The sequence below is a fragment of the Gluconobacter sp. P1C6_b genome, assembly GCF_018811945.1.
Taxonomy (GTDB): Bacteria; Pseudomonadota; Alphaproteobacteria; order Acetobacterales; family Acetobacteraceae; genus Gluconobacter.
Genome location: NZ_JACRVU010000016.1, coordinates 1 through 24728 on the forward strand (window position 1 = coordinate 1; position 24728 = coordinate 24728).

The following is a 24728-nucleotide window of genomic DNA, read 5'->3' on the forward strand; positions in this document are numbered from 1 at the left end:
GGACGCGATGGGCGACTGGCGGCATAATGCCGAGCTGGTCGAGGAGCTGAACCAGGCCTCCGTCGATGCCGGCCTCGCCCGCGACCGCGCGCAGAAGCTGTTCACGGCCGGTCTGACCGGATATCTGAACGTGCTGACGACCGAACAGACCGCCCTGTCCGCCGAGGACCAAGCCGTCGTCGGCCGCCTCGCCCGCGTCCGCAACGCCGTCGCCCTCTACATCGCACTCGGCGCCGGATGGCAGGGCAAGGCCCTCACCGACACCAGACTCCCCGTCGAAGTCAAACAGCAGAACGCCTTCGTCAGAGCATTCACCCGATAAGGCAGCGTGCGCGGGGGCACCTGAACAGGAGACGCAGAATGAAGCCGGTAGTGTTTCGTTTCCTCTTGCTCCTGTCGGGCCTTGGTGGACTGTCGTCTCATGCCTTTGCGGCTGAGAGCACGGCCATTGAAGCGCCCGGTCCTCTGGGGCCGCTGGCAGGGACCTTCGTGAATGCGGGGGCCGATACGCCCGTAGTTCTGATGATTCCGGGCTCCGGGCCAACGGACCGGGATGGAAACTCGGCTCTTGGGCCAAAGCCTGCCACACTGCGGCAGATTGCGGATGGGCTGGCGAAACGCGGCATTTCTTCCGTCCGGATCGACAAGCGCGGGATGTTCGGCAGCAAACAGGCCGTAGCGGATGGTAATCACGTCACGATTGCGGATTATGCCACCGATGTGCGGAACTGGATTGCCGTCATCCGGCGTAAGGCTGATGTACGCTGTATCTGGCTCGCAGGACATAGCGAGGGTGGGCTTGTCGCTCTGGCTTCTGCGCAGGGACAGGCCGATATCTGCGGACTCATTCTTCTGTCCACCGCTGGTCGACCTCTGGGTGAAGTGCTGCGTAGCCAGCTTCATGCTCTGCCTTCAGCGCAGACAGTGCTGCCGCAGATCGACGGGGCGATTGATGCGCTCGAAGCCGGGCATCATGTGGATGTCCAGATGCTGCATCCGGGATTGCGCCAGCCGTTTCATCCCGCCGTTCAGGACTACATGATCGATCTTTTCCATCATGACCCCGTAGCACTACTCAAGGCTTATCATGGACCGGTTCTGATCGTTCAGGGGGCGGCGGATCGTCAGGTCAGCGCAACTGAAGACCTGCCGCTGCTGAAGGCGGCTGATCCGAAGGCGCAGGTTGTTCTGCTGCCGAATGCGACCCATCCTGGCGGATCTGGACGCGGTTCCGGCTACGGATGGATCGCTTCCGCTGGATGGCGCCGTAGTGTCTGATATTGCAGAGTTTGTTCTGAAACATTGACCCCAGCCCCGTGCGATCACACATCTGGGAATAACGGAGGATCAGAAATGGCAGACGACGGACATCCCGCAGAGGATTATCTTCGCCCGAAGCTGCAGGCCCTGATCTCAGACGGTGTGCGGGCCGGGTTCCCGCAGGATGAAGTCATTGCGGTCCTGATTTCCCTGCTGGATGAGGGACCTGAAGAAGACGGGGAGATGACATGAGCGACCCATATTCGGTACTGGGCGTTTCGAAAACGGCGACGGACAAGGAAATCCGCAGCGCGTATCGGAAACTGGCCAAACAGTACCATCCGGACCACAATCCGGACGACAAGAAGGCCGAAGAGCGCTTCAAGGCGGTCGGGCAGGCCTATAACATCATTGGTGACAAGGAAAAGCGCGCGCGTTTCGATCGCGGCGAGATCGATGCCGACGGTCAGGAACGCGGGCCGTTCGGCGGTGGCTTTGGCGGCGGTGGGTATGGTCCGGGCGCGGGCGGTCCGCGTGGAGGAGCGCAGGGCTTTCAGGGCGGTTTCAATCAGGAAGATCTCGGCTCTTTCTTTTCGGACATGTTCGGGGGAGGCTTCAGCGGCGACTTCCAGCCGGGGGGCTCGGCAGGTCGTCGTGCATCCARGGGGTCTGACCGCCGTTACGCGGTGACGATCTCGTTCCAGCAGGCTGTTCTGGGGACGTCCCTGGATCTGACGCTGGGTGAGGGTGGCCACACCGAAGTCCGTATTCCGCCAGGGGTGGAAGATGGCCAGACCCTGCGCGTGCGCGGCAAGGGTGCTCCGGGGCGTCCGGGAATGGACGGGCAGCCGGGTGTGCCGGGGGACGCGCTTCTGACAATCACGGTCACGCCCGACAGCCGGTATGTCCGTGAGGGGCGCAACCTGCGCATTACGCAGAACCTCGACCTGAAGACAGCTATTTTGGGCGGGAAGATCGCCGTCCCGACGCCCAAGGGCGATGTTTCGGTCAAGATTCCGAAGCATTCAGATAGCGGCAAGGTTCTGCGTCTGTCCGGACGGGGGATCGCGGGCGATAAAAAGCATCCGGCCGGTGATCTGCTGGTGACGTTGCAGGTGCATATCGGTACTGTCTCCCCCGAGCTGGAGGCCTTCTTCAGCCAGCAGGAGAGCTGAAGAGATGGGGATGGTGCGTCGCGTCCGGTCGAGACTGCCGGAATGGCCGTGGAGTGACATCGTCGGCGGTATTGTGGCGCTGATCTTCGTGACGGTTCTGGGCATTATCAGTACGCATGCACTGATCCTCGCCGGAGAGTGGCATTTGCCCTAAGATGCGGCCCGTCTTCTGGTTTCTGACGGGTTCTGCATGACCGCCTCCTCTTTTTCTCCGGCCGGGGCTTCTGCTCCGGGACTGCGCCGCAGGGCGTTTACCGTCGTTCTGGCCATCGAACTGTGGGAGCGGTTCGGATATTACGGCATGCAGGCTGTCCTGACGCTGTTCATGGTCGAACAGCTCAGAATGGCCGATGCAGCCGCCAATCTTATGATGGGCGCCTTCGGGGCGCTGACCTACATCACGCCTGTCATTGGTGGCGTCATTGGTGACCGCGTGCTGGGTGCGCGGCGGACGATGGTCATGGGGGCTCTGTCCCTGACCTGCGGCTATGCCTTTCTGGCCGCAGCGCTTCAGTCCCACACGCTGCTGCTGGTGGCGATGGCGCTGATTTCCACGGGAAACGGCTTGTTCAAGCCCAATGCCGGCAATCTGATCCGCCGGATCTACAAGGGTGATGACGCTGCGCTCGATGCGGCCTTCACGCTGTATTACATGTCCGTCAATGTCGGTTCGACCGTCTCCATGTTGCTCACGCCGTGGCTTCAGATCCATTACGGGGCGCCGGTCGCCTTCGCGACCTGCGCGGTCGGACTGGGGATTGGGCTGCTCTATTATGTGCTGCGCTCCAGCTGGCTTGAGCCGACGACGCCGGTTTCGGAAAAACAGCCGGTCCCGTTGTCGCGGTTCGGAATGGTTGCGGGTGGTCTTGCTTTGCTGACTGCCTTCAATGCCTGGGTTCTGGGCAGTGATACGCTGGCGCGTCTGTGCGTGATTGCGGCGGGGGCTGGACTGGCGGCGATCTGGGTTGCGCTCTATGTGCGGGCACCTCAGACCGAGCGCCCGGGGCTTCGGCTGACCTATCTGCTGTGTCTGCAGGGCACGATCTATCTCGTGTTCTACCAGCAGATGATGACATCCCTGACGCTGTTTGCCCTGCGTGGGGTTTCCGGTGACTACCGCATCGGGGGCGTGACGCTCTTTCACATGTCAGCCGGGCAGTTTCAGGTGCTCAACTCCGTCTGGATCATGGTCCTCAGCCCGGTTCTGGCGTTCCTGTATAACCGGATGGGCCAGCAGCAGAAACAGACATCCCACGCCCGCAAAATGCTTCTCGGTTATGCGATGGTCTCGATCGGATTTGCGGTCTGGTGGGCGGCGGCCGCTCATGCGGACGGGCTGGTGTCTCCCTGGATCATGGTAGTGGGATACGGCTTCCTGTCTCTGGCGGAACTGCTGACGAATGGTCTGGGACTGGCCATCATCGCACGATATTCGCCCGCGCGGCTGAGCGGTTTCATGATGGGGGCGCTTTATCTGCTGTGGGGCATTGCCATGTATGTGGGCAGCATCATCGCCAATCAGGCGGCACTTCCACCCGAGGTCGTGGCGGGTGGCGGCGGGGCTGCGCTTTATGCCGGGCTGTTCCGGACGCTGTGTGAAGTTGCGGCTGCCGTCGTGGTGGTTCTGGCGCTTCTGGAGCCTCTGACTCGGCGATGGGATCGGGAACACGTAACTGTGATCGGAGAATAAGCCCCGGAAACTGTAGCGTTAAACTTTTTGTAATCCGGGAGAAATCTCCGGATAAAAATTTCGTGGTCTGCTTCGGGACTGTGTCGAGAAAGGCATATTACGAAAACAGAGGTCTTCCACACTCTATTCTGGACCGTTTCCGGACTGTATGACAGGGGCCAGCAACAGCCTCAGGTGCTGTCGGCTGTAATGGTGTCACATGGAGACAGTTTGGAAGATGGGGAAGTTCGGGCAGGATTGGACGAAAGCGCTGTTGACGGCCTGTGCCATGACAGCGGTGCTTCCTGGCATTACTGCCGTTGGCCATGCACAGACGACACCAGCCGGCGTTGTTGACGGCCATCAGAAAGCTGCTGCCAGAACCAGCACGGCGACCATGGGCACCCCGCAGATCCGGACGAAATCCATTTCTCCGGTTCCCCTGCTGGTTAAACCGGCTCCGACAAAGACAGGCGTCGAGACCGCAGCGAAAACGTCCGACACGACGGAAAGCCGTTTCTTCCCGGCATCGTTCCATGACTGGCTGACCCAGAGCACCATGACGGGTGACTGGGGTGGCTGGCGCACCTGGCTGACCGACAAGGGCATCAATATCGGTGGACATTATCTTGAGGACAGCGCCGGCAATCCGATGGGCGGCAAGACCAAGGCCGTGCGTTATGCGGATGAGTTCGGCATCAATGTCGACTTCAACCTCAAGAAGCTGACAGGCCTGAATCTCGGCATGTTCCATACGCTGATCACAGCCCGTCAGGGTCTGGGCATCGGCGCTACGCTTCCGGCGCTGGACAGCCCGCAGCAGATTTTCGGCTCGGGTGAGACGGTGCGTCTGACACGTCTGTCCTGGGAAATGCCCTGGAACAAATACGTCACGACTGAGGTCGGTGAGATCAACACCGAAAACGATTTCGAGCAGTCTTCGGTCTACTGGGGCATGAGCCAGTATTGCCAGTTCGAATCCAATGCGATCTGCGGCATGCCGCAGTCCATTGCGATGAACTCGGGCTATGGCTGGTATCCCACGGCTCATCCGGGCGCCTGGGTAAAGTTCTATCCGGCCGGAAACGACCATTATCTGGTGCAGTTCGGTGCGTATTCGGTCGATCCGGTGATTTCGAACACGCATAACGGCTGGAAGCTGAACCTCCACGATGCGACCGGCACCTATCTGCCGTTCCAGCTTGGCTGGCATCAGGGCGGCAAGGACGATTACAGCGGTCCGCTCCAGACCAACATCAAAATCGGCGGCTACTGGGATACGTCCGAAGTCAGTGATGTCTATTCCCATCTTGGAACTTTCGGTGTGCCAGCGCAGTATCTGATTTCGGCGCCGAGTGAAAAGGTCCGCGGCCGGTTTGGTGGCTGGTTCCAGTTCGACCGCATGCTTCAGCGTGATGAGGCCGATCCGAACCGCGGCACGACGCTGTTCACGTCCTTTACGTGGGGTGATCCGCGCACATCCGTCGCACCGTATTTCATCACCTGGGGTGTGACCCGCAAGGGTACGTTCCGCAGCCGCCCGAACGATACGATCAGCATCGGCATGAAGATGCTGTGGGTGAACCCGAAGCTGACCATCTGGGCGCGTCAGATGCAGGCGGCCGGTGCCGAAGGCATTAACAAGCCGTCCGGCGAGCATGCGCTTGAGCTGAACTATGGCTGGCGCCCGACGCCCTGGCTCGTGATCCGTCCGGGTGCGCAGTATATCTGGAGCACGGGCGGTACGAACCGCTACAAAAACCCGCTGCTTCTGGATTTCGAGACGGGTATCACGTTCTGATCTTTGCTGATCGGAAGACCTGACATGAAAAACGCGCCGCTCCTGCAAAGGAGGGCGCGTTTTTCGTTTTCGGCGGTGTGAGACGGATTACAGATCTGTCGTGAAGGAGAATTTGAAGGTGCGGGGCATGCCCTGCATCAGATAGCCGTTGAAGGCCGAAGACCAGTAGCGCGTATTGGCCAAATTATCGACGCCGAAGCGCAGCGTGACGGGCGTGTGATGTGTCACAAACGTATAGCGTCCCGCCAGATCGAAGCGTGTCCAGACCGGAATGTGCAGCGTATTGGCCGTGTTGACCCACTGCTTGCCGGTGTTGACTACGCGCCCCACGACCGTAGCACCCTTGAGAAACGGCAGATCGTATTCGAGATTGCCGTTGATCGTGTAGTTCGGCACGCCGATGGCCGTGTTGCCGTCCTGAAGGCCGCCTGCCGTATGGCGCAGATCCGCCTGAATCACCGTGCCTCCGCCATTGAAGCGCAGGCCGGGCAGGATCTCCCCATTCAACGTCAGTTCGATACCGCGATTGCGTTGCAGACCGTCTTCGCGAAACGCGAATTCACCCGTATTGCCGACCGCCACGGAATAGGCATTGGGCTGTGAAATCTCATAAACGGCAAGCGCGGCGCTGAAGCGGCCCGTGTCGTATTTCGCGCCGACTTCATACTGGGTGGATTTATAGGGCGGGAAGATCTCCCCCACGTTCTGAACGTTTCCGGTCGCCGTCGGCCCCTGCGAGAGGCCCTCGATCCTGTTGAAATACAACGACGTCCGACGTGTCGGATGGATGACCAGCCCGACGACAGGGGTGATGGCGTCCTGGTCATAATGGCTGCTCATCGCGCCCTGGCCGGTCGTGCTGTAATTATAGCCGTTGATGAGCATGTTCTGGTATCGGAAGCCGCCTGTCAGGGCGACTCGGTCATGGAAGAACGACATCGTGTCCGAGAAGAACAGGCTGTACAGGCGGGTTCGGCTGATCGTCTGCGGATCGTTGACGACGCCACCGGCAAAGGTCTCGGCGGGGGCGGCAAACTGTGGCGTGTTGTAGATGTTGGTCGTACCGGGTGTAAGCGCCATCGCATAGGCAGCTGCGCTGTCTTCCCACAGGCCGGAGCCGCCGGCGTTGATCTCGTGGCGGACCGGGCCGGTGCGGAAATGGGCGCGAACACCTGCACGGGTGCTCTCATTGGTCTGATCGTACGGCACATACATGGCACCGGCGGTTCCGGCGCCGGTGGCGGCATCGGTGACGGTCGGGTTGGAGTAATTACCCTTCTCGTTGCTGGTCAGGGCCCCGAAGGCGCCATAGAGCGTGACGTTCTTCGTCAGGTCATGCTCGACGTTGAGCATGCCGAAGACATAGTTCAGGTCGTTATAGGCCCAGCGCTGACCGAAATTGTGCGAGGGCGCAGCGGGGCGCGGAACGGATGTGACATCGCTGCCCAGGAAGATCGCGGGTCGCCCACCATTCACACCCTGGTTTTCGTAATCGATATCCATGGTGATGCGGGTGCGGTTGCTGCGGTCATGCCAGTCGAAATCCGCGCCGAGCGTTGTGGAATGGCGGTATTCATCCGTGACGGCATCCTCGCCGCTCTTGCCTGCGACGTTCAGCCGCACGCCAAAGGCCTTGTCCTCGCCGAAACGACGGCCGACATCGATGCTGCCACCGCCCATGGCGCTGCTGGTGTAATCACCCGTGATGCGGGTGAGGGGGGCGTTCGTCGCGTGCTTGAACAGCAGATTGATATTGCCGCCAATGGCTGATCCGCTCGGTGCTGCGCCGTTGAGGAACGCGCTGGCACCGTTGAGAACCTGTACCTGATCATACAGTTCGGGCGAGACGAGCTGACGAGGGGTGATGCCGTACAGGCCGTTGATCGACACGTCGTCGCCATCAACGGCGAAACCGCGAATGACGAACATTTCCGAGAAATTGCCGTAGCCGAAAGTGGTGCGGACGGTGGGATCGTTTTCCAGAACTTCGCCCAGTGTCTGGGACTGCTGGTTCAGGATCAGGCTGGAGTTATAGCTGCGGATGTTGAACGGAACGTCCAGCCCTTTCTTGTTGCCCAATGCCCCGAGCTGTCCTCCGCTGCTGACCTGCATCTGGTCCCGCTTTCTGGCCCGGACCACGATCTCCTCGTCAGGTGTAACCTGCGCGGCAGCAGTGGCAGGCCTGGCGGCTGGCTTGGTTTTGGGTGCCGTGGCGGTCGGCGTGGCCGGGACAGGATCGGCTGCGAGAACGGGGAAGGCTGTTCCTGCCAGAAGCAGGCAGGACAGGCGCGCAGCCCGCAATGGGCGTAAGAACGGTGCAGAAAGCGATGCGCGCACGAAAACCTCGGAACAATGAACAGTCTAGCGGGTTATCGGTATAATGCGAGTTATTCGCAACTAAATTGTGATTACCGAAGGTGACCGGACACGAAAAAGCGGGACCCTTCAGGCCCCGCCTTGCAGAAAAACCGCTGTGTTCCGCGTGTCAGAGAACGACGGTGAACTGAACGCCCAGAACGGCAGCATCATGGAAGGTCGTCGTGGCACTGGGGCGCTGGATGTACTGGAAGTCCGGCTGAAGCGCCATCGCCCGGGCGATATGGGCAGAATAGAACAGTTCGTACACGTTCTCGTGGCTCTGCGGACCGTAGACCGCCCCCCACTGGTTGTCCTGATAGGGCAGACCAAGCGCCAGGGACGATTCCTGCTGCAGGGCCGCCGTGTGGCTCATGTCGAAATGCTGGTACATCGCGCCGACCGTATCGAGCGGACGGCCCCAGGCGGAGCCGGTATCGACCAGACCGGCCCATTCATGGTCACGCATCGCAACGGTCTTGCCATCGCTGTACATCGCGCCTGCCATGGCGATCAGCCCGTTCGTGTTGCCGGGGCCATTGCGAACCAGCATCTGGTCGAGGATGAGCCAGGCGCTGTTACGGCCTGCCTCGTAGCGGCGGGGCTGTCCCGTGAGCTGCCAGGAATTGCCGTGAATGTCTTCGTACAGGTTCAGATAGCGCGAATTGTCGTAGGAATAACCAATGACATAATGCCCCTGAAGCTGATTGTGGCCGAACCTGGGGGTCCAGCCGATTTCAACCGGGGTGGAGAACTTGCCCAGGCCCGACTGCGCCCAGGACCAGCCCGAGATACCGCCGTTATAGGAATGCGGGCTGACCGCGAAGAGGCCTGCCATGATATAGGTGTCCATGGTCGGCATGGCCCGGACGACGGCGCCCAGATTGCCCGACGGCCAGTCACGATTGCCTTCCGTATATTTGTTCGGCGCGGGATTGCCGCACATGGCGACGTTCATGAAGTCGCAGAACAGCGGGGAGGCGGCAAAGAAGCTGCCGACCGGAATCCAACCCGCGCTGACATCGATGCGGTTATGAACGAAGGACATCTCGCCATACATCGCGACCATGTGCGCCACCACGTTGCCTCGGGCGCCGTAGATCTGCTGCACGCCAGCGATGGAGTCGCCGAAATTGCGCGAAACGCTCTGGCCATGGCCGTTGACGATCAGGGTATGCGTCCAGAAGTTCCGTACACCGGCGAGCTTGTCCCAGTCGATATCCAGTTCGATGCCGAACTGTCCGGCGTCGGAATAGGCACGCTCCTTGCCGCCCGTGAAATTACCGGCAAACTCCTCGTTGATGGCGGCCATGAGGTGGATGCCGCGCTTGAGGAGCCACGGCTGCACGCCGCCCCAGTCTCCCAGGAAATGCTGCGATCCCATGGGCGCGGAAAAATACGGTCCCGGATCCCCTTCCGTCTGGGCGAAGCCGGAGACGGTGTTCTGCATGATGGGCGTGTTGCTGCCCCCATTGGCCGGTGTCTCGCTGTTCTGGGGGGCAGGAGACGACAGGGCAGCAGCTCTGGAAACGCGGTGGCGGGCGCTGTTGGGGTCAGGATCGGACTGCGCCTGAGCGCTGTCGACGGCGGCAGACAGCATGGAAACGGAAAAAAGCCCCATCAGGACAGACCGCAGGTGTTCGGAACGGATTCGGGAAGAAGTCCGGGCGAAAGAAGCGAGTACAGGCATGAAGCGGGCGGGGCCTTTGCAATGGAGTTGGTGAAACGGGAGCCTGGTGGTGGTCCAGAGCTGCTGAGAGCGGTGTATCCCTGAAGATCCTGTCAGGGGCAGAATGGGTCCCGAGGCGCCAGTATTGGAAGAAAGGCGTCGAAAAGAAGGCGCCACCGGGGTTCGAGGGTACTGAACGCATCGGTCCGGAAGATGTTGCTCCAACCGGGGTTCAGAGGAAGATTTGCCAAAGCAGAGAAGTCCTGTAGCGTAAAAGTCAGAGAATTTCTCATTTTTTTCATTACAGGAGATTGCCAGATGTCCATTCGCTCCCTGCTGGCCCGGAGTTTTCTTGGCGTTTCGCTTGCCGTGGTCCCTGTTACCGGAATGATTATCACCGAGCAGGCTCACGCCGCCATCCCGGCGCCAACTGTTCCGCTAAAGTTGATGGCGGTGGCCGTTCAGGGCAACAGCCAGGTTCCGACGGCGGATATTCTGCAGGCCTTCGGTCATCACGCGGGCGACATGGTCACGCGCGATGAGCTGGCCGCTGCGCAGAAGCGCGTAGGCGATCTGTATTCGGCCCGGAAGGTGGGTGTCAGCCTCGGAGAACAGCTGCGGATTTCCGGCAAGGCCGTCTCCGTCAAGCTGGTCATCGAGGAGCAGGCTGCCGGCGCAACAACTCCGACCGCTCTGGTGCTCGACAGGGTAGAGTTCCAAGGGAACAAAAAGGTTTCGACCGCTGATCTGGAAGCGGCGACAAAGCTTCGGGCCGGCGGCCCCGTTACGAACGAGCTTCTATCCGCGGACATGCAGGCCATTCAGGCCCTGTACAAGAGCAAGAAAGCGTCCGGTTCAATCCAGCCTCAGGCGACCTATCCGAACCATGACCAGCATGTGGTGCTCGTCTGGAGCATTCACGAGCAGGACCAGGCCGGAAACTGACCGTCAGGCCTGCGTCCCGCCAGAAACGCCGTTCAGTCCAGCATATCCGGATCGAGCGGCTGCGGGGTGAGGGCTGAGGGCAGGTAAAGCGGGTGTTCCGGACGCCCGCTTTTGCTTAGACGCAGGGCTGTCACCCTGATGCCGTGATGAGCCAGCATGCGGGCGACTTCCGTCCCCCGCGCGCGCAGGCCTCTGGCCTGTGGGGAGCCATAAGCCAGAACCACAAGATCGGCCTGGCGGGCCATGTCCAGCAGATGGGCATCGTTGTCCGGCCCGACAGGATCGGGCACTTCGAGCAGCCGCTTCTGGTCCGTGCAGCGATAGGCAAAGCTGTTGCCTACGAACATGCCGCCATAGCCCCAGGCGCGTGCATAGCGCTGGCACTTGGCGACCGTCCGGTCATCGCCGAACTCGGTCGCGACAGACGGATTCATCATCAGCCACATGATCATGGGACGGCTTTCGTCCCAGACACGGCGCAGGGTGTAACGGTAACAGTCCTGCGGACCGCCATAGATCGCCGTGCTGGTGATGTCATCAGCGAGCTTCAGCGGATGTGAATCGCCAACATGGTGCTGCCCGAACAGGTCCGGAACTGTGGACGGAGAACGGGTACTCACGGATGCCGCTTCAGGGCCTTTACCGCGGCCAGGGCGCGCGAAACATGCTCGTCAGGAGACATGGAGGCATAGCTCATGACGATATGGCCGTCCTGCGCGATGACATAGGACGTGCGGCTTGCCATGTGGAGCAGGGGCATCTTGGCGGCATAGCTGAGGGTGATCTTACCGGTCGGATCGGCTGCGACCGGGAAAACGCTGCGGCACTCACTGACCGAGAAGCGGTTCAGCTTGTCGATCGGGTCCATGGAAATGCCGATGACGGTGGCGCCCTGTGCCTTGAAGTCCGGGATGGCATCCGCAAACTCATGGGCTTCGATCGTGCAGCCCTTGGTGAAGGCTGCCGGATAGAAATACAGGACGACGGGTCCGGTCTTGAGCGCATCCGCCAAATGATAGGTGAACTCGTGGCCGCCGAGGCTGGCAGCAGCAGAGAAATCCGGAGCGTGGGTGCCGGTTTCAAGGGCAGCATGCGCCGGAGCGGTGGTCAGGGCGCCGGCGAGGGCGACAGCGCAGAAAGCGGTCGTTGCAAAGAAGCGGCGCATCGGGGTGGTGTATCCCTGTCAGAAAAGCGGGCGGAAAGGCCCGGAAAACGCATCAATATGCGCCGGGCGGAACCACGACGCATGGAGAACCGTGCGACAGACGGCGACAGGCTGCAACTGCATTTTCATGCGTCAGACCGGTCAGGCGGGCGCGATAGAGATGCGAACGACCTCCCTTCACGCTCTCAACCTGCGATCGGGCTGAAGCCACCACGACGCCACCTTTGCTATGGGCTGCAGACGTGGCGATGCTTGCCTGCTTCGCATTGGCGAAGGCGCCGACCTGAATGGCCCAGTTGCCCGTTGCCGCTCTGGAGGACGTGGAGATTGCCGGAAGGGAAATGCGGGGCTGCACCCGGCTGGCTGGCATGACAGCCATGATCGGCTGAGGCTGCAGATGATGCCCGATCGGGATTTCCTGTGCCGTAACCCGGTTGTCCGCGACCTCGTCATCAGGAACGGACGCCTGCCGGACGGCGGGGCGGGTCGGTGTCGGCGTAAATCCACGCGCGGCCCAGGCTGCGCTGATGCTCGCGGGGGCCTCGGATCCTGCGGCGGATGCGACCTGGACAGGAGCCGTCTGGGGTGTCGCGGCCGGAGTGTCCGAATCTGAATCGTCAGACGATGTGTCGGCGGTTTCCCGGTGGTTCCATGCCGCACTGACGGCCTGCCGCTCGGAGGCGGAAGTTACTGGGGCTATGTCTGCCGATGGTGTGTTCTGGGCCAGCATGACCTGGGAGTTGGGATCGTGCTGGGCGACCAGAAGGTCGGCAGCTGAGCGGTTATGCGGCGTGATGCCAGCGATATGCGGTCCGATGGCAGCCACATAGCGGCGCGTTTCGCGGGGAAGAGCGCGTCCACGGCGGAGATAGCGGTCAAGGCTTCCCGGGCCGTCGTTATAGGCCGCGAGAAAGCCGGGAGATCCGTAGATGTCATACATCTGCCGGAGATAGGCTGTCCCCGCGAGGATGTTATCGTGCGGATCGTAAGGATCTTCGCCCAGTCCGTATTGCTGGCGCATGTCGTCATAGGTCGGCGGCATGAGCTGAAGAAGGCCCATGGCGCCGGGAACCGAGGTGATGAAATTGCCGTTATGATCGAAAAGGTGCCCGCCGGATTCCTGCTGCATGACGGCCCGGATCCAAGCTTCGGGCACATCAAAGCGGTTGGAGGCTTCCTGGATGTAAGGGCCCCAAGGGTCGCTGGGCGGGCCGGGGGGGGCATAATAGGATTTCGCGTGGGCGCGGTAATTCGCTGCTTCCTGTGAAACCGGAAGCTCCGATCCGCCGCCAATGTCAGCGTTGTTGCCGGCGCAGGCGGCGAGCAGTCCGACCAGACCAAAAGCAGCACCCGCACGGATGAGAGACAGGGTGCGGACAGTGGTCCGGAACGGAAAGACGGGTCTGGGCATCGGGTCTGGGCACCTGAGGAAAACTTGTCTCAATATGACAAGCATACACGGGGATTACGGCGAAACTAGGAAAAAGGGCTCTGCAGAACAGATTTTCTGACAGAGAACGGCTTGCGGAAAGGAGTGTAGCGGGGATTCATTTCCCGAATATGAACTTCCCCCGTCCGCCTTCTTGCCGGGGGTGGGGGGATCGGGTAGGCGGACGATATGAGTGTATCTTCTCCAGCTTCAGATGTCGCACGTAACGATGCGCCGCACAGGCAGGTCAGTCGTGACGCTCTGCGGGGCAGTCCCGCGGCCCGGGCCTGGGCTGACTGGAAGGAAACACGGCGTCTGTGGCGGCTGGGTGTCAGGCTGGGCTGGCTCGATATCAGGCTTCGATACCGAGGGTCCGCATTGGGGCCGTTCTGGCTGACCATTACCTCTGCCCTGATGGTCGCCTCGATGGGGGTGCTCTACAGCAAACTGTTTCACATGCAGCTTGCGTCCTATCTGCCGTTCCTGTCGCTGTCGCTTACCCTGTGGAGCGTCGGATTCTCCAGCCTGATCCAGGAATCTTGCACATGCTTCCTTGATGCCGAGGACATGGTGCGGTCCGTTCGGCTGCCGTTCCTGCTGTATGCGGTGCGGGTCGTGGTGCGTAATGCAATCGTCTTCGCCCATAACATCGTCGTGCCGCTTGGCGTGTTCGCCCTCTATCATCTCTGGCCGGGGATGGACGCCCTTCTCGCGATCCCCGCGCTTCTTCTGTGGGGTCTGGACGGTTTTGCCGCCTGTATGCTGTTCGGTTCGCTCTGTGCGCGTTTCCGCGATGTCGCACCGATTATCGGCGCGCTGCTGCAGATCGTGTTCTATGTCACGCCGGTCATCTGGATGCCGCAGCAGCTCGGACCCAGGGCAGCTTACCTTCTGTACAATCCGTTCTATCCACTGCTGGAAATCGTGCGCGAGCCTCTTCTGGGACATGTGCCGTCTCTGCAGATCTGGGGCATTGCGTTGGCCACCAGCGCCGTGTTCTGGCTGATTGCCGTGCGGTCATTCATTCGGGTGCGGTCGCGCCTGGTTTTCTGGATCTGACATCATGGCTCATATCCGTCTTGAAGACCTGTCCCTGTCTTTCCCCGTACTCCACGGCGGCTCCCGTTCCCTGAAAAAGACCCTGCTGTCCCGCGCCCGAAGCACTGTGGCCGGGAAGACGGAAGCGGTCGGTGGGAGGATGCGGATGAGCGGCAATGCAACCGAGGTCGTGGAAGTCCAGGCTCTTTCCAAAGTCAGTTTCACGATTGGGGAGGGGGAAAGGGTCGGTCTCGTCGGGCATAACGGTGCGGGAAAATCGACGCTGCTACGTGTTCTGGCGGGGATTTACGAAACGGATGATGGCATCCTGGATATCGAAGGCGATACCCATGCCCTCATTGATCCGAAAGCCGGGATGAACAGCGAGCTCACGGGGCGGGAAAACATTCAGCTCTTCGCCTGCCGGATGGGACTGAGCCGGGCAGCAACGCAGGAGCTGGAAAAGGATGTGGAGGCGTTCTCCGATCTGGGAGCATTTTTCGATCTTCCGGTGCGGCTCTATTCCTCAGGCATGTCCATCCGGCTGGGGTTCGCGCTGGCAACGGTGCCGCGCTCCCGCATCCTGCTGATGGACGAATGGTTCATGGCCGGTGACCAGAAGTTTCAGGACAAGGCCAGGGCGCGGCTGGAAGGGATGGTCGATGCGGCGGAGATCCTGGTCGTGACATCCCATGCTCTGACGGTGCTGCGTCAATGGTGCACGCGCATCATCTGGATGGAGAGCGGGGAAGTCCGCATGGATGGTCCGGCTGCGGATGTGCTGGACGCCTATGAGGCGGCAGTGGCGGCAACGCCCGTCTAGGGCCATCCTGCGGCGGGTGCGGGGGTGGCGGAGTTGGTATCCGATCCCGCGTGGAGTAGGCTGCCTCCCGGTTTTGACATTCAGGGAGACAGTTCATGTCTTATGCCGCCATTGACGCCGCGCGTGTCGCCAAAGCGTCCGAGTCCGCTCTGCAGACCTTATCGACCGTCAAGGAAACGTCCGAAGCGCATCAGCGCAAGACGATCATGATCGAGCGCATTCATGCCCTCGCCAAGGCTGCGGCCGAAACGAAGGACTGCAATGCCATCACGCTGACCTCCGAAGAGTTCTGGCTGATTTCCAAGAACTGGTGACGCAGCAGGCGGCGGGGCGTGCGCTCTGCCGCCCTCAGCCGTTATAGGAGGCAAGTTCGATCAGATTGCCGTCCGGGTCGCGGCAATAGACGGAGGTGATCGGACCCAGTGCCCCCAGGCGCGCCACCGGGCCTTCAACGATTTCCACCCCGCATTTTTCCAGATGCCGGACGATATGTTCGCTGGCGATGGCTGTCGTAAAGCACAGGTCGGACGTTCCCGGCGCGGCATCGCCCGCCGTTTCCCAGCCTTCCGAGCCTTCGGGACGCAGATTGATCTTCTGCCCGCCAAAGCTCAGTGCCACACGGTTGTTACGGCCGTATTCGTCGATATCCATTCCCAGAACACGCTGATACCAGGATGCAGACAGGGTCCGGTCCCGGACAGTCAGCACGATATGGTCAAGGCGATCGACGGTAAAGCGCATGGGGATCCCTCATGAGAGCGACGTTCCGGCCAGTATAGGCCGGAAAAACACTGTCTGGCCAATCCGTTTTCGAAATCCCGCAGGGCGGATGCTCAGGTCGGCGGCCGCTTGCGGAATGCGGCCAGGCTGACGACTTCCGCGTCTTTCTTCACGTCTTCGGACGAAGCCGTTTCCGGCTGGACTTCAGGATGGTGGGCAGGATCGATATCGTCCGGCTCCACGGCGCCTTCGGGAATTTCGACGTCTTCATCCTCGTCCAGCGGGGAATGGCTGAAGCGCAGCGCCATGCGGATATGGGGATCGGCAAAAGCCGTGATGGCGTTCACCGGGATGCACAGGATGCTGCCGACGCCGCCGAAGGACAGGCCAACTGAAATCACGTTTTTCTCGCGGTCCAGCGCCAGATCCCAGAACTGGTGCTGAAGGACGATGGTCATCTCTTCGGGATACTGCGCCCGCAGACGGGCCGGGATGATGACATCCGGGCGGTTCGTGCGGAACGTCAGATAGAAGTGGTGGGCGCCCGGCAGGCCTTCAGCTGCGACATGCTCGATCGCACGCAGCATGACTTCACGATAGGCGTCTTCCACCCAGTCATCATAAGGGAGAAGGCTCTCGGGAAGCTCGTGCTCGAAGCCGTCCTGGCCGTTGTGATCGTCGTCGCTCATGGTCGCAAGCCTGATGTTTCGGTCAACTTGCTCAGGGATGCGACAGACGGGCGCGGATGGCAAGCCGTCTTTGCTCTGAATGTCGTGGACATGATGAGGTGGGAGGGCTTCTGTTGCCCGGTGCCCTCCCGAACCGCGCTTATCGCTTATGCAGCGACAGCGAGCACCTCTGAGTTATCGTTGGCACTTGTAAGTTTAGCCCGATGACGGTGGTACAATGCCGGGCAAAAGATAAGTCTTTACCGTGCGCGTCGAGCCTGTTTCGTCCCCACAGACCCCTTTTGCGAGGGGTTTTTCATGGTGGAGACGCCGGGCACTGCCCCCGGGTCCACAACACTTATTCCACTTACCGTTTATCGCCATAGCCGGGGACGAACCCCTTGCACCGATGAACATAGGAGTGCGCGTGTCCGGTCGCAAGGGAAAAGGCGGGGATGAAAAAAATTAAGCCTCCGGAATCGTGTCAATCCGATTCATTCGGATGACGCCGGGCAAAAGCCCATGCTAAAGCCGCCGCCATGGCACTGACATCCGAACAGCGCGCTGAAATCGAAGCGCAGCGCAGCGAACCCCAGTTGACCTCCCGTCCGACCGTGGCGGCGATGGAAAACCTGCTTTTCACACCTTTCGAGGTGCTGGATCATGGTTTCCTGCGCGTCGTCGACTATATGGGCGATGACGGTGCGGTCGTGCAGGCCGCGCGGGTGTCTTACGGTCGTGGAACCAAGAAGGTGTCCGAGGATGCGGGGCTGATCCGTTATCTGATGCGTCACCGTCACTCCACGCCGTTCGAGATGTGCGAGATCAAGTTCCATGTGAAGTTGCCCGTTTTCGTGGCGCGTCAGTGGATCCGTCATCGCATGGCAAGCGTGAACGAGTATTCGGCACGTTATTCCATTCTGGACCGCGAGTTCTATCTGCCAGCGATGGATCAGGTCGCCGCGCAGAGCAGTTCAAACCGGCAGGGGCGGAGCGACGCCCTGGATGCCGATACGGCGCATCAGGTTCTGGAGATCCTGCGCCGCGATGCCAGCCAGTGCTATGATGACTACGAAAGCCTTCTGAATCCTGAAGGCACGGGTCTGGCGCGTGAGCTCGCGCGGATCAACCTGACCCTGAACACGTATACGCAGTGGTACTGGAAGATCGATCTGCACAACCTGATGCACTTCCTTGCCCTGCGGGCCGACCCGCACGCGCAGTACGAAATCCGCGTCTATGCAGAAAAGATGATCGAGATTCTCAAGGCGTGGGTTCCGGCAACGGCGGCGGCCTTCGAGGAATATCGTCTCGGCGCCTTTACGCTTTCTGCCGGTATGCTGAAGGTGGTGCGCCGCCGTCTGGCCGGTGAAACGGTCACGCAGGAAAATTCCGGTCTGACCAAGCGCGAGTGGTCGGAAATGGTGGCGGTTCTGGATGGCGCATCCTGAGTCCGCTCCGGGACCAGCCGGAAACGATCTCGAACGCCTGATGCTCGCCGCAAGAGAAGCACAGGCGGCCAATCCAGTCGAAGATGTACCAGAAAGAACACCAAATCTATTTCTATGGACGGCAATAGCTATTGCGCTTGTTCTGATATCTCTGGCCATTCATTTTTTCTGGCCTGCGTCGTAAAATATTCAGGATTGTAAACATCAGGTAAAAGCAGATTTTCTCATCTGTTTTTATTTATGCGGGTTTTTTGAGAGATTCAGACCGGATTCGTGTGACTCTCATCACATCGACTGCTGATTTTTTTACGAACAGAGTTATCCACAGGGGTGGAGTCTCTCTTCAGGGCTGTTCGATTCGGGTGAATTCTCGGGGATATGTTTCTAAGTCTCTGATTCGGTTTGATAATTTTGGCTACGAATCGTGGTCGCAATCCGGATCTCAGCACAAATCTGTCAAGAGGATTCTTGGAATACCCACATTCCACTCTATGTGACTACGATACTTGTGCATTACTGATTTTTAGGAGTTCGCAGCCTTTGGGAGGCTGCAGTTTCAGCCTGCAAGTCCCGGTTTGAACAACATTTTCCAGTCGCCCGGGGTATTGGTCGCTTTTTGGAAAAAGCTGGTGCCGGGTGAGGGATTTGAACCCCCGGCCTTCGGTTTACAAAACCGCTGCACTACCACTGTGCTAACCCGGCATCCGCAGAGCGGCTTTTTCCATGCCGGGGCGTATTAGGTCAAGCTCCGGAGAGCGATTCTCTGTGCCTGCGCAGGATTTTAGTGCGGGATGGGAGTCATCAGGTCTGCGGGTGGCGGCAGATGCTGAGAGTCTTGCGTGAAGCCGTAACCATCGGAAGACAGGCCACGATGCGTGACCGTCTGGGAGCAGGCGCCCAATGTCAGGCAGGCGCCGATGAGAAGAAGACGGATCATGGCCGTTCTTTCGTGCTGTATTCTGAAGACAGGGAGCGGGCGACAGCCTGCGCGAGCCTCGTATAGGCCTGTGCGGCTTCGCTCTGTGGTGCGGAGAGGATGATCGGGGTTCCCTCATCGCCACTCGCGCGGATATCGGCCAGCAGCGGGATTTCCGCCAGGAACGGGACCCCCATTTTCTCGGCTTCGGCCTTGGCGCCACCATGTCCGAAGAGTTCCGTGCGGTGATTGCAGTTCGGGCAGCAGAAATAGGACATGTTCTCGACCACGCCGAGAATGGGCGTTTCCATCCGCTCGAACATCGCCACGCCACGTCGAGCATCCAGCAGCGCAATATCCTGAGGTGTGGAGACGATGACCGCGCCACCGGCAGCAAGCTTGGGGCCAAGCTTCTGGGCCAGCGTCAGCTGTGCGTCTCCGGTACCGGGCGGCATGTCGATCACGAGGACGTCGAGCTCACCCCATTCGACTTCCCCCAGAAACTGCGTCAGCGCGCCCATGACCATCGGGCCGCGCCAGATCATGGCCTGGTTCTCGTCCACCAGATATCCGATGGACATGCTTTTCAGGCCCCAGGCTTCGATCGGCAGGATCGTCCCGTCCACAACTTCCGGGCGGGCATTGCGCCCCAGCATCCGGGGCAGGGACGGGCCATAGATGTCTGCGTCGAGAAGGCCGGTTTTCAGGCCCTGATGTGCGAGGCCGACCGCGAGGTTGACGGCCGTGGTGGACTTGCCGACGCCGCCCTTGCCCGATGCGACGGCAATAACGGCCTTGACGCCGGGCAGCAGCGTTTCAGGCGCGTGTCGGCTTGCAGCATTGCGACGTTTGTCGCCCAGATTGAAAGGCCGGTGCCCCCCGCCCTGAGCCGGGGCATTGGCTGCGGCCGGCGTTGCGGGACGATGGGAGGTGAATGACAGCGTGGCGCCCGTGATGCCGGGCAGGCTCGCAATTGCGGCTTCGACGCGCGGCCGCAGTGGCTCCACGCGCGACGCGTTGTCGCGCGACGTCGCCAGCGAGACATGGGCATGACCGTTGCGAACCGACACACTCTCCAGAGCAGCAAAGGACAGGACGTTCGAGCCCTGGGCGTCCTGCTCGCTTTTCAGGATGTCGGTAATGCGGGTCTCAGCGCTGGGAACATTGGTCTCAGGGGAGCCGGGCGGCATGTCGTTCGGGGGCGTGGTGTCAGTCATGCCGGGCTCTCATCAGGGAAATATCGTATCGGAAAGGATTCTGACCCTAGCATGAGCGGGCCGAAAACGCATCCTGAACGGCGGGATGGTGACGAAGGCCCACGTTCTGCGTTAGCGTGCAGGTATGAAAAACCTGCTCGTCCGTTCCGGCGCCCGTCGTGCTGCCTGTCTTGCTGTTTCCGGTCTGGCCCTGTCCCTTGCGGGGGGCTGGAGTGTGAGCCCCACCTTTGCCCAAAGCGCGCCGCCGACCTCAAGCCAGCCGTCTTCGGTGCCGACCCCGGCGCCGCGCTCCGTGCCGTCGAGTTTCGCGGATCTGGCGAACAGGCTGCTTCCCTCGGTCGTCAATGTCTCGACATCCGCGGTTCTCAAGCCGTCAAAGAATGATGACAAGGGTCCGGATTCCAGTGATCCGGACGGCCCGCAGGTGCCCCCGTTTCAGCCGGGCTCACCGCTGGAAAAGTTCTTCCATGATTACCTGAAGCATAAACCGGCCCCGAACCAGCCGCCGCGCCGTCAGCAGGCTCTGGGCTCAGGCTTCATTATTGACGCGTCCGGCATCATCGTGACGAACAACCACGTCATTGAAGGCGCTGATCAGGTCAGCGTCACGCTTCAGGACGGGACGGAAATGCCGGCGCGGATTGTAGGGCGGGACAGTCAGGTTGATCTGGCGGTGCTGGAGGTCAAGCCGAAGCATCCGCTTCCGACTGTTCCGCTCGGGCACAGCGACAAGGCGCGGATCGGGGACTGGGTTCTGGCGATCGGCAATCCGTTTGGCCTGAACGGGACCGTGACGGCGGGCATCATTTCCTCGCGTGGGCGAAACGTCGAACACGGCCTGTATGACGATTACCTCCAGACGGACGCGGCCATCAATCGCGGCAATTCGGGTGGGCCGCTGTTCAACCTGTCCGGCGAAGTGATTGGTATCAACACGCTGATTTATGGTGGGGCGGGCGGCGATTCCATCGGCATCGGCTTTGCCATTCCGGCTGATGATGCGCGCGGGATTATCGACCAGCTTCGTCGCACGGGACATGTCTCCCGTGGCTGGATGGGGCTGAAGTTCCAGGACGTGACGAACGACATTGCGGAGACGCTCGATTTCCACAAGCCGGACGGTTCCAACGGCAAGGGTACGCTGATTTCGGAGATCGATCCGAAAGGCCCTGCTGCAAAAGCCGGGCTTGAGGTTGGCGATATCATCACCCGTGTGGGCGATCAGGACGTGACCGGCCAGACCATGCCGCGCATCATCGCGTCCATCCTGCCTGGTGCGAAGGCGCAGCTGACGGTCTGGCACAAGGGCACGCTCAAGACGCTGCCGATTACGCTGGGCCAGTCGCCCACGCCGCCGGACATGCCGCCTTCGGACACGCATCAGCCCGAACATCGTCATGCGGCATTGGGCGAGCTTGGCGTAACGGTCAGCTCGATCGATGCGGATGCCCGCACGCAATATGCCCTGACCGACGATCAGCGCGGCGTTCTCGTCTCACGCGTCGCAGCCGGAAGCCCCGCCGCATCGCGCGGGATTGAGGAAGGGAACGTGATTACCCAGGTCGGGCAGGACCAGATCAACACGCCGGACGATTTCGCCAAGGCCGTGCAGCGTCTGCATGAGCGCAAGAAGACGGAAGTGCTGCTGCTGGTTCAGGATGATGACGGACTGCGCTGGGTGCCGGTGCCCTTCCTTGGGAACTGATATCGCTCCCTTGCGCTGAAAGCTGCCATGAACCTTCTGACACGTCTGAGCCGGAAATGGCTGTCCGTGCCGCCCCGAAACAGCAGATGGCGCGAAGTGATGCGCCCCGCGACGCGCCAGACCATCCGCGTTCTGGTGTCAGTGGTGGTGGCCTGGATCGTCGGTTCGCTCATGCATCTGCAGGAGACGATCTGGGCGCTGGTGACCGCGCTGATCGTCACGCAATCCAGCATCAGCCAGACCATGACAACGGCCCGTGACCAGATTAGTGGCACGGTGATCGGCGCGCTGGCCGGTGTGTGCGCGGTGGTGCTGGAAATTACGACGGGGCTGCGCTGGGTTCCGTTCTGGCTCATGCTGGCGCCACTGGTATTTCTGACGGCCATCCAGCCGACACTCCGGTTCGCCTGCATCACGTTGATGATCGTGTATCTCTTTCCCAGTCAGGGCAGTCCGTTTCTGCCGATGATCACGCGGCTTCTGGCCATCGTGGTGGGGGTGGCGGTCTCGATCGTGGTCTCGTTCTTCATCCTGCACAGCAGCGCGCGTAAACAGGCCTTTCATACGGCTGGCCGTCTGCTGCGGCGTATGGATCAACTTCTCAAGAGTGCCCTGGATCAGAACACGGGATGGACGGCGATCGAGCGCCAGAATGACGACTGTGTGGCTCTTCTGACCGAACTGGAGGATGCTGTGACCGAGGCACGGCGCGAGCGCTGGAAGGAGCTGGAAAAGCGCGATCCCGTTCTGGCGGCACTCCCCAGACTGATGCGGCGGCTGCTGAACGACACGATGCTGGTGGCACGCGCCATTGCGACGGGGCGTGCGGCAGGGAATACAGGCCTGCTGCCCCTGTACAAGGGGCTGAGTCACGCGCTCCGGGCGCTGGCACATAGTTGTGAAGAGCAGCTGCGGGCCAAGCGGAACCAGCACGAACAGCAGTCCGAAGACGAGGAGATTCTCGACCTTCTGCCACGGCTGGAAGAGCAGACCCGCCCTGAGATGCGCTTTGTGATGTCCCTGTTCCGGGAGGATCTCGAACGGGCCGTCGGGGTGGTCATGCGCTCCGATGCGAGCGCTGCAAAAGGCCTCTGAACAGGCCGTCCCGCGGATGGCAGCCAGAAGGGCGGAATGGCCCCTGTTGAAACCGTCATTCGGTTTTTACGTTGTTCCGGGGCTATGATGGCACATGCCCGGCCTTGTCGGTCCCCGTCAGCGACCGGCCCGAAACCACGGAGAATTCCATGATTACGCGCGAAACCCTCAAGTCTCTTCCTGCCAGTGTCCAGGCTCCCCCCTATGACATCGACGGGATCAAGCCGGGGATCGTGCATTTCGGTGTGGGTAACTTCTTCCGGGCCCATGAGGCGTTCTACGTCGAGCAGATCCTTGAACATGCGCCGGACTGGGCGATCGTGGGCGTCGGCCTGACGGGGAGTGACCGCTCGAAGAAAAAGGCCGAGGAATTCAAAAAGCAGGACTGCCTGTATTCCCTGACCGAGACGGCACCGTCCGGCAAGAGCACTGTGCGCGTCATGGGCGCGCTGCGTGATTACCTGCTGGCCCCGGCCGATCCGGAAGCCGTGCTGAAGCATCTCGTGGACCCGGCGATCCGCATTGTCTCCATGACGATCACGGAAGGCGGTTACAACATTAACGAGACGACCGGTGCGTTTGATCTGGAGAATGCAGCGGTAAAGGCCGATCTTCAGAATCCGGAAAAGCCATCCACCGTTTTCGGTTATGTCGTCGAGGCCCTGCGCCGTCGGCGGGACGCCGGTGGCAAGGCGTTTACGGTCATGTCCTGCGACAACCTGCGCCATAACGGTAATGTCGCCCGCAAGGCCTTCCTTGGCTATGCGAAGGCGCGCGATCCGGAACTGGCGAAGTGGATTGAAGAAAACGCTACTTTCCCTAACGGTATGGTCGATCGCATCACCCCGACCGTCTCGGCGGAAATCGCCAAGAAGCTGAACGCGGCCAGCGGGCTGGACGATGATCTGCCTCTGGTGGCCGAGGATTTCCACCAGTGGGTGCTGGAAGACCAGTTCGTCAATGGTCGTCCTCCGCTGGAAAAGGCAGGCGTGCAGTTCGTCGATGACGTGACGGACTGGGAACACGTCAAGATCCGGATGCTCAATGCCGGTCACATCACGCTCTGCTTCCCGGGTATTCTTGTTGGATATGAGAACGTGGATGACGCGATCGAGGACAGGGATCTGCGCGGCAATCTGGAGAACTACCTCAACAAGGACGTCATTCCGACCCTGAAGGCTCCCCCGGGCATGACGCTTGAGGGTTACCGGGACAGCGTCATCAGCCGCTTTTCGAACAAGGCCATGTCCGATCAGACGCTGCGGATCGCGAGTGACGGCTGCTCCAAGATCCAGGTGTTCTGGACGGAAACCGTGCGCCGGGCCATCGAAGGCAAGCGCGATCTGTCGCGGATTGCGTTCGGGATTGCATCCTATCTCGAGATGCTCCGGGGACGTGACGAGAAGGGCGGAACATATGAATCGTCCGAGCCGACTTATGGCGAGGCCCAGAAGGAGCTGGCCAGAGCCGATGATTTTGAAAGTGCCCTGAAACTCCCGGCTTTCGACGGCTGGCGCGATCTGGACACGTCCGAACTGGATCAGAAGGTCATCGCGCTGCGGAAAATCATCCGTGAGAAGGGTGTGAAAGCCGCCCTGCCGGGCTGAGAACGTCCGGGTTCTGTCCT

The 24728-nt window shown here is 60.7% G+C and carries 23 protein-coding genes, 1 tRNA gene, 1 other RNA gene and 1 pseudogene; 15 read left to right on the forward strand and 11 right to left on the reverse strand.

The annotated features are described in order from the left end of the window. From KP701_RS11225 to KP701_RS11255, 7 genes and pseudogenes are all read left to right on the forward strand, one after another. Positions 1-322: pseudogene (locus KP701_RS11225) on the forward strand (secretion protein); the annotation flags it as partial. Positions 323-360: 38 nt separating this feature from the next. Then, positions 361-1278, forward strand: coding sequence for an alpha/beta hydrolase (locus KP701_RS11230; RefSeq protein ID WP_252345572.1), 918 nt, complete (start codon positions 361-363; stop codon positions 1276-1278). A gap of 75 nt (positions 1279-1353) precedes the next feature. Next, positions 1354-1512 carry a hypothetical protein gene (locus tag KP701_RS11235; RefSeq protein ID WP_165919964.1) on the forward strand — a complete coding sequence of 53 codons (159 nt, stop codon included), beginning with the start codon at positions 1354-1356 and terminating at the stop codon, positions 1510-1512. Beyond that, positions 1509-2435, forward strand: coding sequence for a DnaJ C-terminal domain-containing protein (locus KP701_RS11240; protein ID WP_215747249.1), 927 nt, complete (start codon positions 1509-1511; stop codon positions 2433-2435). Before KP701_RS11235 ends, KP701_RS11240 begins: the two co-directional genes overlap by 4 nt. Positions 2436-2445: 10 nt before the next feature. Continuing rightward, positions 2446-2589, forward strand: a complete 144-nt coding sequence (locus KP701_RS11245; RefSeq protein WP_215747292.1) for a hypothetical protein — start codon at positions 2446-2448, stop codon at positions 2587-2589. A gap of 36 nt (positions 2590-2625) precedes the next feature. Continuing rightward, positions 2626-4125 carry a peptide MFS transporter gene (locus tag KP701_RS11250; protein ID WP_215747250.1) on the forward strand — a complete coding sequence of 500 codons (1500 nt, stop codon included), beginning with the start codon at positions 2626-2628 and terminating at the stop codon, positions 4123-4125. 217 nt (positions 4126-4342) lie between these two features. Further along, positions 4343-5905: a carbohydrate porin gene (locus KP701_RS11255; RefSeq protein WP_215747288.1), complete on the forward strand. Its 1563-nt coding sequence runs from the start codon at positions 4343-4345 to the stop codon at positions 5903-5905. A gap of 87 nt (positions 5906-5992) precedes the next feature. Here the strand turns inward: KP701_RS11255 and KP701_RS11260 are convergent, their stop codons facing one another. Both KP701_RS11260 and KP701_RS11265 read right to left on the reverse strand, forming a co-directional pair. Further along, entirely contained in the window at positions 5993-8242 is a 2250-nt protein-coding gene (locus KP701_RS11260) for a TonB-dependent receptor (RefSeq protein ID WP_215747251.1), read from the reverse strand. Positions 8243-8390: 148 nt separating this feature from the next. After that, positions 8391-9950: a carbohydrate porin gene (locus KP701_RS11265; protein WP_215747252.1), complete on the reverse strand. Its 1560-nt coding sequence runs from the start codon at positions 9948-9950 to the stop codon at positions 8391-8393. A gap of 297 nt (positions 9951-10247) precedes the next feature. On the opposite strand from KP701_RS11265, the gene KP701_RS11270 reads away from it, so the two are divergent. Next, positions 10248-10874 carry a POTRA domain-containing protein gene (locus KP701_RS11270; protein WP_215747253.1) on the forward strand — a complete coding sequence of 209 codons (627 nt, stop codon included), beginning with the start codon at positions 10248-10250 and terminating at the stop codon, positions 10872-10874. Between the two features lie 32 nt (positions 10875-10906). On the opposite strand, the gene KP701_RS11275 is transcribed toward KP701_RS11270, so the two are convergent. The 3 genes from KP701_RS11275 to KP701_RS11285 are packed head-to-tail and all read right to left on the reverse strand — an operon-like array spanning position 10907 to position 13450. Further along, positions 10907-11494, reverse strand: a complete 588-nt coding sequence (locus KP701_RS11275) for a DUF1643 domain-containing protein (protein WP_215747254.1) — start codon at positions 11492-11494, stop codon at positions 10907-10909. Further along, the gene (locus KP701_RS11280) at positions 11491-12039 is read right to left on the reverse strand and encodes a peroxiredoxin (RefSeq protein ID WP_215747255.1); all 549 of its coding nucleotides are present in this window, start codon (positions 12037-12039) and stop codon (positions 11491-11493) included. Before KP701_RS11280 ends, KP701_RS11275 begins: the two co-directional genes overlap by 4 nt. A gap of 52 nt (positions 12040-12091) precedes the next feature. Continuing rightward, positions 12092-13450 carry a lytic transglycosylase domain-containing protein gene (locus KP701_RS11285; RefSeq protein WP_215747256.1) on the reverse strand — a complete coding sequence of 453 codons (1359 nt, stop codon included), beginning with the start codon at positions 13448-13450 and terminating at the stop codon, positions 12092-12094. 207 nt (positions 13451-13657) lie between these two features. Between KP701_RS11285 and KP701_RS11290 the strand changes: the two genes are divergently transcribed. From KP701_RS11290 to KP701_RS11300, 3 genes are all read left to right on the forward strand, one after another. Continuing rightward, the gene (locus KP701_RS11290; protein ID WP_215747257.1) at positions 13658-14527 is read left to right on the forward strand and encodes an ABC transporter permease; all 870 of its coding nucleotides are present in this window, start codon (positions 13658-13660) and stop codon (positions 14525-14527) included. Positions 14528-14531: 4 nt separating this feature from the next. Beyond that, positions 14532-15329 (forward strand): ABC transporter ATP-binding protein, encoded by a 798-nt coding sequence (locus tag KP701_RS11295; RefSeq protein ID WP_041111795.1) that lies wholly within the window; start codon positions 14532-14534, stop codon positions 15327-15329. A 95-nt stretch (positions 15330-15424) separates the two neighbouring features. Next, positions 15425-15643 (forward strand): hypothetical protein, encoded by a 219-nt coding sequence (locus KP701_RS11300; protein ID WP_011252962.1) that lies wholly within the window; start codon positions 15425-15427, stop codon positions 15641-15643. Positions 15644-15677: 34 nt separating this feature from the next. Here the strand turns inward: KP701_RS11300 and KP701_RS11305 are convergent, their stop codons facing one another. From KP701_RS11305 to ssrA, 3 genes are all read right to left on the reverse strand, one after another. Next, the gene (locus KP701_RS11305; protein WP_011252963.1) at positions 15678-16070 is read right to left on the reverse strand and encodes a VOC family protein; all 393 of its coding nucleotides are present in this window, start codon (positions 16068-16070) and stop codon (positions 15678-15680) included. Positions 16071-16162: 92 nt separating this feature from the next. Continuing rightward, complete coding sequence (locus KP701_RS11310) at positions 16163-16738, reverse strand: SspB family protein (RefSeq protein ID WP_215747258.1); 576 nt, start codon at positions 16736-16738, stop codon at positions 16163-16165. Positions 16739-16835: 97 nt separating this feature from the next. Then, positions 16836-17162: a transfer-messenger RNA gene (gene ssrA, locus KP701_RS11315) on the reverse strand. A 94-nt stretch (positions 17163-17256) separates the two neighbouring features. Between ssrA and thyX the strand changes: the two genes are divergently transcribed. Then, positions 17257-18168, forward strand: coding sequence for an FAD-dependent thymidylate synthase (gene thyX / locus KP701_RS11320; RefSeq protein ID WP_062446731.1), 912 nt, complete (start codon positions 17257-17259; stop codon positions 18166-18168). 627 nt (positions 18169-18795) lie between these two features. Here thyX and KP701_RS11325 read toward each other — a convergent pair. The 3 genes from KP701_RS11325 to KP701_RS11335 all read right to left on the reverse strand — a co-directional run bounded on the left by KP701_RS11325 (position 18796) and on the right by KP701_RS11335 (position 20301). Next, positions 18796-18870: transfer RNA gene (locus tag KP701_RS11325), tRNA-Thr, on the reverse strand. A gap of 79 nt (positions 18871-18949) precedes the next feature. After that, entirely contained in the window at positions 18950-19105 is a 156-nt protein-coding gene (locus tag KP701_RS11330; RefSeq protein WP_169795779.1) for a hypothetical protein, read from the reverse strand. After that, a complete protein-coding gene (locus KP701_RS11335) occupies positions 19102-20301 on the reverse strand; it encodes an Mrp/NBP35 family ATP-binding protein (protein WP_215747259.1) in 1200 nt (399 codons plus the stop codon). Before KP701_RS11335 ends, KP701_RS11330 begins: the two co-directional genes overlap by 4 nt. Before the next feature lie 124 nt (positions 20302-20425). On the opposite strand from KP701_RS11335, the gene KP701_RS11340 reads away from it, so the two are divergent. The 3 genes from KP701_RS11340 to KP701_RS11350 all read left to right on the forward strand — a co-directional run bounded on the left by KP701_RS11340 (position 20426) and on the right by KP701_RS11350 (position 24708). Next, complete coding sequence (locus tag KP701_RS11340; RefSeq protein ID WP_215747260.1) at positions 20426-22006, forward strand: Do family serine endopeptidase; 1581 nt, start codon at positions 20426-20428, stop codon at positions 22004-22006. A gap of 27 nt (positions 22007-22033) precedes the next feature. After that, on the forward strand, positions 22034-23101 hold the full coding sequence (locus tag KP701_RS11345; protein ID WP_215747261.1) for an aromatic acid exporter family protein: 1068 nt from the start codon (positions 22034-22036) through the stop codon (positions 23099-23101). A gap of 149 nt (positions 23102-23250) precedes the next feature. Continuing rightward, positions 23251-24708: a mannitol dehydrogenase family protein gene (locus tag KP701_RS11350; RefSeq protein WP_215747262.1), complete on the forward strand. Its 1458-nt coding sequence runs from the start codon at positions 23251-23253 to the stop codon at positions 24706-24708. Positions 24709-24728 lie beyond the last annotated feature (20 nt).